Raw genomic sequence first — 9,421 nt, forward strand, 5'->3', positions numbered from 1 at the left:
GCTGCTCGCCGGGTGGATCGCCGGCGACGGCCGGGAAACCCCCGCCCTGCACCTGCTCCGCCGGCAGAGAGACCAGGGGCGGGCGTTCGCGGTCCGAGCCTCCCCCCTCATGGCTCGGACCGCCCTCGGTTCCCGCGCGCCAAGAACCGTCTCGACAAGGCTAGTTGACTCAGCGTCAGTGTCCAATCACTGTAGCGACAGAGACCTATCGACTTATTTATAGTTGGCGGGGTTCGGGGGCAACGTCGGATCGGGAAGGGCATGGCATGGATCTGGCCCTGCTGCGCACATTCGTCACGGTGCACCGGGCAGGATCATTCACGCGCGCCGCCGCCCTCCTCGGACTCTCCCAGCCGGCGGTGACCGGGCAGATTCGCACCCTGGAACGGCAGCTCGGCAAACCGCTGTTCCTTCGCCAGGCGCGCGGCGTCACGCCCACGACCGTCGGCGACGAGCTGGCCCACCGGGCAGCACCCCACCTCGATGCCCTCCTCGAGATAACCGAAGCGGGGCTCGACAACGAGACCGGCATCCGCACCCTCCATCTCGCCGGCCCGCCCGAGTTCATCGCGATGCGAGCCCTGCCCGCCCTCAGCCCGCTGATCGGCGAGGGACTCGCTCTGCGCGCTTCGTTCGGAAACGCGGAGGAGAGTCTCGACGGACTCGCCGCCGGCCATCACGACCTGGCCATCTCCACCGCCCGGCCGCGGGGCGCCCTGCTCAGCGCCACGACGCTGTGCGACGAGGAGCACGTCCTCGTCGCCGCCCCGCGGTGGGCCGCCCGCCTGGGGCCCTCGGCGCTACGCCGGGGCCACGTCGTGCTCGATCAGCTTCCGGTGGTCGAGGTCCACGAGTCCTTACCGTTCGTGTCGCGCTACTGGCACGCCGTCTTCGACTCGCCTCCGGCTGCCGCGGGCACCGTCATCACACCCGATCTGCGCGCCGTCCTGGAAACCACCGCCTCCGGTGCAGGGCTCGCCGTGCTGCCGCGCTATCTGTGCGAGGACGCCTTGGAACGGGGCCGAGTCGTCGCTCTGCTCGACCCTCCGGTGCCCCCGTTGCGCACGTACTTCCTTGTCGTACGCACGGGAACGCTCGCCCACCCGCATATCACCAGGGCGCACGAGTCACTGCTGCGCGCCGCCGCCGACTGGTGACGGAGACAAGACACGCCCACATGAGTTTCAGACGCGGAGACATGGGCCACTCTCTTGCCATGACCGAACGACCAGTGGTCAAGCGCACCGCACGCGCCATCCTGCTCGACGGTGACGACCTCGTCCTGATCAAGCGCACCAAGCCCGGCGTGGACCCGTACTGGCTGACGCCCGGCGGCGGGGTCGAAGCGGAGGACGCCACCGTCGTCGACGCGCTCCACCGGGAGGTCGACGAGGAGCTGGGCGCCAAGATCACAGACGTCGTGCCGTGCTTCGTCGACACCGTCGAGCACATCGCGGACGGCGGTGTGACGGGAGTGAAGGTGCAGCACTTCTTCGTCTGCCGTCTGGAGTCCATGGACCCGGCGCTGCGCCATGGGCCCGAGGTCGACGAGCCCTGCGGCGAGTACGAGATCGTGCGGGTGCCGTTCAGCCGCGTCGGAATCGCCGCCGTCCATCTCGTGCCGCTTTCGCTGCGCCACTACCTGGACGGCAACATCGAAGGCGTACGGGCCATGCACGCTCCCGACCTGGGCTGAGGCATCTGCAGGGTCGGTAAGGAACTACCGGTCGGCAGGAACGGTCAGGCGGCGCGCACCAGTTCGTAGGCCTCCCGGAGATCGCGCCCCGTGTAGGTGTGCGTGGCCAGGCCGGTGAGATGGTGATCGGCGTTCACGGCCACTGCTGTGGGCACCGCCGCGAAGATGGCGGCGTCCGACATCGAGTCGCCATAAGCGATGCAGGCGTCCAGGCCCACGCCGAACTCGGTGCAGAGCCGGCCGGCGACTTCCACCTTCGCGGCAGCGCTGAGGATGCCCGTCGGATCCACGGGCCGTCTGAAGGGAATCTCGGGGAAGCGTGAGCCGTGCGCCGCATGGGCACCCCAACCAAGCAGCCGCTCCACGAAGAATGACGGCGACAGAGAGATCACGGCGCAGAAGTCGCCCTTCTCCCGGATCTCGCTCCACACCTCGCGGATGCCCAGGAGCCAAGGAGCGGAGTCGAAAGCAGCGGCGACATGCGCTTCGGTGAGGTCTGTCCACAGGGCGTGCACGCGCGCCGCATACTCCGGCGGACCGATCCGGCCCGCGATCAGGTCCCGCTCCACCTCGCCGATCTCGTCCAGCAGCCCGAGCTGACGGGAGATCTCGACCGGCGCCGCCGAACCGTGGATCAGGGTGCCGTTCAGATCGAAGATGTGGAGCCTGGGTCGTCGTCTCATGTACGCCGAGGCTAGTACCCCCGATTACTCCCGCTGTCAGACGCGCCAGAACCCGCTGCCAGGCACCGTGTTTCACGTGAAACCACTCAAGCGTCCCGTCCGCCGGGCCATCCTCGTCGTCCATGTCGCCGCGTCGGCCGGCTGGCTCGGGCTCACCCTCGGCCTGCTCGCGCTTGCACTCACGGCGTACACCACGGAAACAACGTCCATGATCGAAGCCTCGTACCGCTCCATGAACGTCTTCACGGACTGGCTGGTCCTGCCCGTGGCGCTACTCACCCTGCTCAGCGGTCTCGTTCTGTCGCTGGGCACGAAGTGGGGGCTGGCCCGCCATCGCTGGGTCTACATCAAGTTCTGGCTGACCGTCGCGACCACCGGCGCGTCCGTCCTCGTGCTCCGCCCCGGTGTCAGCAGGGCCGCCGACGTCGTCGCCTCCGGCGGAGTGGTGGCCGAACCCCGCGACCTGCTGATGGGGCCGGCCGTCTCGCTGACCGCCTATCTCTTCATGACGGTCATCTCCGTTCTCAAGCCGTGGGGCCTCACCCGCCGCGGCCGCCGGAAGCGCGTCTTGGCCAGTTCACCAAAAGTGGTGGACGAACGATCAATGCGTCAGACAGCCTGAGCTCATGCAGACGCCCCTCGCCGAACTCCCCATCAGGCACCTGACCACGGATGACCTCCTGGCCTGCGCCGATCTCTCCGAGGATCGCGGCTGGCCGCGCGAGGAGCACAAGTGGGGTCTGCTGCTCGCCGCCGGTACCGGATACGGGATCGACGACCCAGAGGGCAAGGGGCTGGTGACCGCGTGCGTGCTCATGCGCTATGAGACCGGCCTCGCGGCCATCGGCATGGTGCTGGTGGCGGAGCGTCACTCCCGCCAGGGCGTGGGACGCCGTTTGATGAAGCATGTGCTGAACGAGGTGGGAAGCACGCCGGTCACCCTCCATGCCACACCCAACGGGAAGCCCCTCTACGAAGAACTGGGCTTCGCCACCACCGGTCGCGCCGAGATGGTCCGCGGGCACTTCACCGCTTCGGGGCCACAACCGCAGGTGGCGACCCGCCCGGCGACCGCGGAGGACCTGCCCGCGCTGCTGCGCCTGGACAACGAGGTCTTCGGCTTCGACCGCACGCACATGATCACGCGCCTGCCCGCCTTCGCGGACCAGCTGCGAGTGGCGGAGGACGACGAAGTCCTGACGGGGTACGCGGCCGCCTGGCCGAACATGGCCACCCAGGTCGTGGGCCCGCTGATCGCCCGGGACACCGAAACGGCGAAGGCCCTGATCGCGTCCCTGGCGGCGGGCACGGACCGTCCGCTGCGCACCGACATCGATGTGCGCCACGAAGAACTGCTGGCCTGGGTGAAGGAATGCGGTCTGGCACCGGTCGCATTCAACGCGGTGATGACCTTGGGGCTCCCGAAGCTGCCCGGTGACTGGACCCGCCGCTTCGCCCCTCTGACGGTCGCGGCGGGCTGAGGCCGGACAGGCGGGGCCTGCGGGGGACCGAGACCCTACGAGAATAATTGCAGTCGCTGTCTAGTTGTAAACGCGGGCTATTGCGTTCATCGCCTACCCTGGTGGTGAGCCGCTCCGGCACCGAGGAGGAGACCATGACAGCGACCGACCCCGCCCTCACTGCCCTCGCACAGGGCTGGTGCGCCCTCTCGCTGCTCCACGGCAAGATCGAGGCGCACATCGAGCGCGCCCTCGAGTCGAAGCACGGCCTCAGCGCCCGGGAGTACTCACTCCTCGACGTCCTCAGCCGCCAGCACGACGGCGAGGGTGGTCATCTCCAGATGAAGCAGGTCGCCGACGCTGTCGTCCTCAGCCAGAGCGCGACGACGCGCCTCGTCACCCGCCTCGAGGATCGCGGCCTGCTCGCCCGCTACCTCTGTCCCACCGACCGCCGGGGCATCTACACCGACGTGAGCGAGGCCGGCCTCGAGCTGCTCGCCGAGGCACGGCCGACCAACGACAACGCTCTGCGTGAGGCTCTGGACGAAGCTGCCAAGAACCCTGAGCTCGCCCCGTTGGTCAGGACGGTCGAAGAACTCAAGGTCCCCGCCCGATCCGCGTAGCCGCGCCTCGGCGGGCGGGCAGCGGGCACCGCTGCCCGCCTCATACCCGCGAGTGCGGTTTCACGTGAAACGTCCCGATGGGGCTCAGCTGGGGATTCCGCGCCATCCGGAAGGGTCCACGCCCCCGGGAACACCGTCCCCGGGCTCGTACGGCTCCCGCGTGAAAACGAACGAGCCCAGGTCCAGATGGCTCACGGAGCCGTCGCCGCGTCGCACCACCCGCAGGGTCTCGCCCGCGTAATAGCCGTCCAAACCGACCCATGTCTCCTCGGAGCTCGCCTGGAATCGCGCGCGCCGGCCGGCACCGCGCAACGGTTCCAGTTCCAGACCCCGGTCGGCGACCAGCCGCAGACCGAAGGCGTACGTGCCCCAGTACCAGGGCCCGGTCAGCGCCAGGAGCTCCCGGTCGGCCTCCGGAAGCGGACGCCACGGCTCAGGGATTCTCGGTTCGGCGTCGGACACGATGCGTACAAGGTCCGCTGCCACGGTCGCGGCGAGCGGCCCGGAGGTGGCATTGGCCAGCGCCACCGCGGCGACACCGTCCTCCACACTCACCCAGAGCCCGGCGAGGAAGCCGGGGAGCGAACCCGAATGCCCCACGAGGGTGCGTCCCTCGTTCCTCACGATCTGAAGCCCCAGGCCGTAGCAGCTGTCCCACTCCCCCGCCTCCGGAGGCACGGACGGAGTCCGCATCTCCCGCACGGTCTCTGCACGGAGTACCCGGTCATCCCCCTCGGCAAGGAAGCCGGCGAACCGGCACAGGTCGGCGGCCGTCGACCAGAGCTGCCCGGCAGGGGCCATGAGGCCGAGATCCTCGGCGGGTTCGGGGAGCATCACATCCGCCCACGGATGCACCGCCCAACCACCCGCGTGCGGAGCCTGCGCCTGCATGCTGGTCCGCCGCAGTCCGAGCGGTTCGAGGATCTCCCGCGTCAGCACCTCCTCCCAGGAGGCGCCGCGCACGGCTTCGACGAGCGAACCGAGCACGGTGTAACCGGGGTTGGAGTAGTGATGCCGTCGGCCCGGAGGATGCATCTCCGCACCGTCACCGAGTACGTCGGACAGCTCGGGGCGCAGCGAACCCGGCGTCCGCTCCCACCAGGGGGCAGGAGCCTCGGCACTCAAGCCGGCGCTGTGACCCAGCAGCTGGGCGATCGTCACCTCGCCGATCCCGGTTCCGGGCAGGTGCTTGTCCAGGGGGTCGTTCAGATCGAGCAGACCCTCGTCCCGCAGCCGCATGACCAGAACCGCCGTGAAGGTCTTGGTGATGGAACCGATGCGGTACTGCGTGTCGGCGTCCGGCCCATGTCCCTCGACGCATGTACGGGAGCCCGTCCACACCAGCTGCCCGTCGCGCTGCACGGCTCCGACGAACGAAGGTGCGCGCCCTTCGCTCTGGGCAACGGCGAGACGGTGGAACAGAGCCCGCCGAGTGGCGGGAAGCAGTTCTTCCAAGGATGAGGTCATGGAGCAGGTCTATCGGTGACGGTCCGTCGAGTCGACCGCATTTCCGGGACACGCGGACGAAAGGCCCACCGTGACCGGGGCCCTCGACCGCTCAGGTCTGCGCCATGTCCACAAACCGCGAATAGTGACCCTGGAACGCCACCGTGATCGTCGCGGTGGGACCGTTTCGGTGCTTGGCCACGATCAGATCCGCCTCGCCCGCTCGCGGCGACTCCTTTTCGTACGCGTCCTCGCGGTGCAGAAGGATCACCATGTCCGCGTCCTGCTCGATGGAGCCGGACTCACGCAGGTCCGAGACCATCGGCTTCTTGTCCGTCCGCTGCTCGGGACCACGGTTCAGCTGAGACAGCGCGATCACCGGTACCTCGAGCTCCTTGGCCAGCAGCTTGAGGTTTCGCGACATGTCGGAGACCTCCTGCTGACGGCTCTCGGCCCGCTTCGAACCGCCCGACTGCATCAGCTGCAGATAGTCGATGACCACCAGCTTGAGGTCGTTGCGCTGCTTGAGCCGACGGCACTTCGCCCGGATTTCCATCATCGACAGGTTCGGCGAGTCGTCGATGTAGAGCGGCGCCTGCGACACGTCCGGCATCCTGCGCGCAAGGCGCGTCCAGTCCTCGTCCGTCATCGTTCCCGACCGCATGTGGTGCAGTGCCACCCGGGCCTCGGCGGACAGCAGTCGCATCGCGATCTCGTTGCGGCCCATTTCGAGCGAGAAGATCACGCTGGGCAGATTGTTCTTGATCGAGGCGGCCCGTGCGAAGTCCAGCGCCAGCGTCGACTTACCCATGGCAGGGCGGGCAGCGATGACGATCATCTGGCCCGGGTGGAGGCCGTTGGTCAGAGAGTCGAAGTCCGTGAAGCCTGTCGGCACACCTGTCATCTCGCCGCTGCGCGAGCCGATCGCCTCGATCTCGTCGAGCGCCCCCTCCATGATGTCGCCGAGCGGCAGATAGTCCTCGCTTGTGCGCTGCTCGGTGACGGCGTAGATCTCGGCCTGCGCGGAGTTCACGATCTCGTCGACGTCTCCGTCGGCGGCGTAGCCCATCTGCGTGATCTTGGTTCCGGCTTCCACGAGACGGCGCAGAACCGCGCGCTCATGGACGATCTCGGCGTAGTACGAGGCGTTGGCCGCGGTGGGGACCGACTGGACCAGGGTGTGCAGGTAGGGAGCACCGCCCACGCGGGTGATCTCGCCACGCTTGACCAGCTCGGCCGCGACCGTGATGGGGTCGGCCGGCTCGCCCTTGGCGTAGAGGTCGAGGATGGCCTGGTAAACCGTTTCATGGGCCGGACGGTAGAAGTCGTGACCCTTGATGATCTCCACGACGTCGGCGATGGCGTCCTTGGACAGCAGCATGCCGCCGAGAACCGACTGCTCGGCATCAAGATCCTGCGGAGGAACACGCTCGAACCCGGGCGACCCGCCGTCCCAGCCGCCGCTCTCTTCGCCTCGGTCGTGCCGGTCCTCACGGTTGCGGCCCTCGTGACGACGCTGACGGGAAACGGGAAGACGGTCCCCCGGACTGTCGGCCGCCCACGGATCGTCCAGGGGCTCGGAAATGCTCACCCGGGCCACCTCCTCCCGTCCGCTCCACGGACCTACGCCGAGGCACTCTTTCTATGCCACGGCACTGACAAAACGAGTCGCCGAACTCCGCTTGCTGCGAGGCTTCTGCGGGGGCCTTTGGTGAGCCGGGCGACGGTCCACCGTAGGCCCGGCGGCACCGTCAGCCAATCTGGTTATCCACAGGCGTTGTGGACGAAGCACCGGATGCTGTGGAGAACCCTCCGCAACCTGTGCACGGACCGGGGGACAGCACTGTGGAAAAGTTCACGATCCCCCGCCTGAATCCCATCTGACCTGCGGCTTTCGCATCCACCACCTGTGGGGGAGAAAAACTTTCCCGTGCGGACCAAGATCAGAACAAACGGCACACGGACGAGCCGTCAACCCACCGCTCCGTAAGGAGTGATAACAGATTGCATCTCTTACCTGTGGAAGATTAGATTGACGCCATGACACAGGTCCCCGTGGGGCGTGAGGAACGCCGGAAACTGCACGACCGAGAGATCGTCGCGCTCGCCGTCCCGGCCTTCGGCGCTCTCGTCGCCGAACCCCTCTTCGTGATGGTCGACAGTGCCATCGTCGGCCATCTCGGCACCCCGCAGCTGGCCGGCCTCGGCGTCGCGGCAGCCCTGTTGATGACGGCCGTGAGCGTCTTCGTCTTCCTGGCCTATGCGACCACGGCCGCCGTCGCGCGCCGAGTGGGCGCCGGCGATCTCCAGTCCGCCATCCGGCAGGGGATGGACGGCATCTGGCTGGCCTTCGTTCTCGGCATCGCCGTCATCGCCGTCACTTTGCCGACGGCTCCATGGCTGGTGGACGTGTTCGGCGCCTCCGACACAGCTGCACCCCACGCGATCACCTATCTGAGGATCTCCAGTTTCGGCATTCCCGCCATGCTGATCGTCCTCGCTGCCACCGGGGTGCTCCGTGGTCTTCAGGACACCCGCACTCCCCTCTATGTCGCGGTCGGTGGCTTCGCCGCCAACGCAGCCCTCAACGCCGGCCTGGTCTACGGAGCCGGCCTCGGCATCGCCGGGTCCGCATGGGGAACGGTGATCGCCCAGTGCGGCATGGCTGCCGCCTACCTCGTCGTTGTTGTCCGCGGAGCGCGGAGGCATGGTTCTTCCCTGCGCCCCGACGCAGCAGGGATAAGGGCCAGCGCCCAGGCCGGAGTGCCGCTGCTGGTCCGCACACTCTCCCTGCGAGCGGTCCTGCTGATCGCCACGGCGGTGGCGGCCCGCCTCGGGGACACCGACATCGCCGCACATCAGATCGTGCTCTCGCTGTGGAGCCTGATGGCCTTCGCGCTGGATGCCATCGCCATCGCCGGGCAGGCCATCATCGGCCGCTTTCTGGGAGCCGGAGATGCCGAGGGTGCCAGGCAGGTGTGCCGGCGGATGGTGCAGTGGGGCGTGGCAGCGGGTGTGGTGCTCGGCATCCTTGTAGTGGTCTCGCGTCCGCTCTTCATCCCCTTGTTCACGGGCGACCAGGCGGTCCAGGACACGCTGTTGCCCGCTCTCCTGGTCGTGGCGGTGTCCCAGCCCATTGCGGGTGTCGTCTTCGTCCTGGACGGCGTCCTGATGGGCGCGGGCGACGGCCCGTACCTGGCATGGGCGATGCTGTTCACGCTGGCTGCCTTCGCACCCGTCGCGCTGCTCGTTCCCGCCCTCGGGGGCGGTCTGACCGCTCTGTGGTGGGCGATGACGCTGATGATGGCCGTGCGGCTGCTGACCCTGTGGTGGCGGGCGCGTTCCGGACGGTGGATCGTCACGGGCGCGACCCGCTGACCGTCACGTCAGCTGCGGCCGGCCGCTGTTTCACGTGAAACGGTGCCGCGGGGCCGAGCACCCGGCAACGGCGGAAGGGCCGCACCCGGCTGGCACGCGCCGTGCTGGGGCCCGGTTCGCTCACGCCGTGGGAGG

The 9,421-nt window shown here is 68.3% G+C and carries 9 protein-coding genes; 6 read left to right on the top strand and 3 right to left on the bottom strand.

The genetic code is table 11. The annotated features are described in order from the left end of the window. Positions 1–266 precede the first annotated feature (266 nt). Together ABZ070_RS32770 and ABZ070_RS32775 are read left to right on the top strand one after the other, a co-directional pair. Positions 267–1,157 (top strand): LysR family transcriptional regulator, encoded by an 891-nt coding sequence (locus tag ABZ070_RS32770; protein ID WP_356639252.1) that lies wholly within the window; start codon positions 267–269, stop codon positions 1,155–1,157. 59 nt (positions 1,158–1,216) lie between these two features. Then, positions 1,217–1,696: an NUDIX hydrolase gene (locus ABZ070_RS32775; RefSeq protein ID WP_356639254.1), complete on the top strand. Its 480-nt coding sequence runs from the start codon at positions 1,217–1,219 to the stop codon at positions 1,694–1,696. A gap of 44 nt (positions 1,697–1,740) precedes the next feature. Here ABZ070_RS32775 and ABZ070_RS32780 read toward each other — a convergent pair whose 3' ends face one another. Then, entirely contained in the window at positions 1,741–2,379 is a 639-nt protein-coding gene (locus tag ABZ070_RS32780; protein WP_356639256.1) for an HAD-IB family phosphatase, read from the bottom strand. A 76-nt stretch (positions 2,380–2,455) separates the two neighbouring features. On the opposite strand from ABZ070_RS32780, the gene ABZ070_RS32785 reads away from it, so the two are divergent. The 3 genes from ABZ070_RS32785 to ABZ070_RS32795 all read left to right on the top strand — a co-directional run bounded on the left by ABZ070_RS32785 (position 2,456) and on the right by ABZ070_RS32795 (position 4,462). Beyond that, positions 2,456–3,001 carry a DUF2269 domain-containing protein gene (locus ABZ070_RS32785; protein ID WP_356639258.1) on the top strand — a complete coding sequence of 182 codons (546 nt, stop codon included), beginning with the start codon at positions 2,456–2,458 and terminating at the stop codon, positions 2,999–3,001. A 4-nt stretch (positions 3,002–3,005) separates the two neighbouring features. Continuing rightward, positions 3,006–3,860, top strand: a complete 855-nt coding sequence (locus ABZ070_RS32790; protein ID WP_356639260.1) for a GNAT family N-acetyltransferase — start codon at positions 3,006–3,008, stop codon at positions 3,858–3,860. A 134-nt stretch (positions 3,861–3,994) separates the two neighbouring features. Continuing rightward, the gene (locus ABZ070_RS32795; RefSeq protein WP_356639262.1) at positions 3,995–4,462 is read left to right on the top strand and encodes a MarR family transcriptional regulator; all 468 of its coding nucleotides are present in this window, start codon (positions 3,995–3,997) and stop codon (positions 4,460–4,462) included. Between the two features lie 84 nt (positions 4,463–4,546). On the opposite strand, the gene ABZ070_RS32800 is transcribed toward ABZ070_RS32795, so the two are convergent. Beyond that, the gene (locus ABZ070_RS32800; RefSeq protein ID WP_356639264.1) at positions 4,547–5,929 is read right to left on the bottom strand and encodes a serine hydrolase domain-containing protein; all 1,383 of its coding nucleotides are present in this window, start codon (positions 5,927–5,929) and stop codon (positions 4,547–4,549) included. Positions 5,930–6,020: 91 nt separating this feature from the next. Then, positions 6,021–7,481: a replicative DNA helicase gene (dnaB, locus tag ABZ070_RS32805; protein ID WP_356639268.1), complete on the bottom strand. Its 1,461-nt coding sequence runs from the start codon at positions 7,479–7,481 to the stop codon at positions 6,021–6,023. Positions 7,482–7,948: 467 nt separating this feature from the next. On the opposite strand from dnaB, the gene ABZ070_RS32810 reads away from it, so the two are divergent. Then, a complete protein-coding gene (locus ABZ070_RS32810) occupies positions 7,949–9,286 on the top strand; it encodes an MATE family efflux transporter (RefSeq protein WP_356639266.1) in 1,338 nt (445 codons plus the stop codon). Positions 9,287–9,421 lie beyond the last annotated feature (135 nt).

Origin of the sequence: Streptomyces sp. NPDC006283 (assembly GCF_040613325.1) — a bacterium.
Taxonomy (GTDB): Bacteria; Actinomycetota; Actinomycetes; order Streptomycetales; family Streptomycetaceae; genus Streptomyces.

Excerpts from the sequence above, each read along its gene's own strand:
- ABZ070_RS32770 (WP_356639252.1), top strand. The coding sequence starts at position 267 with ATGGATCTGGCCCTGCTGCGCACATTCGTCACGGTGCACCGGGCAGGA.
- ABZ070_RS32775 (WP_356639254.1), top strand. The coding sequence starts at position 1,217 with ATGACCGAACGACCAGTGGTCAAGCGCACCGCACGCGCCATCCTGCTC.
- ABZ070_RS32780 (WP_356639256.1), bottom strand. The coding sequence starts at position 2,379 with ATGAGACGACGACCCAGGCTCCACATCTTCGATCTGAACGGCACCCTG.
- ABZ070_RS32790 (WP_356639260.1), top strand. The coding sequence starts at position 3,006 with ATGCAGACGCCCCTCGCCGAACTCCCCATCAGGCACCTGACCACGGAT.
- ABZ070_RS32795 (WP_356639262.1), top strand. The coding sequence starts at position 3,995 with ATGACAGCGACCGACCCCGCCCTCACTGCCCTCGCACAGGGCTGGTGC.
- ABZ070_RS32800 (WP_356639264.1), bottom strand. The coding sequence starts at position 5,929 with ATGACCTCATCCTTGGAAGAACTGCTTCCCGCCACTCGGCGGGCTCTG.
- ABZ070_RS32810 (WP_356639266.1), top strand. The coding sequence starts at position 7,949 with ATGACACAGGTCCCCGTGGGGCGTGAGGAACGCCGGAAACTGCACGAC.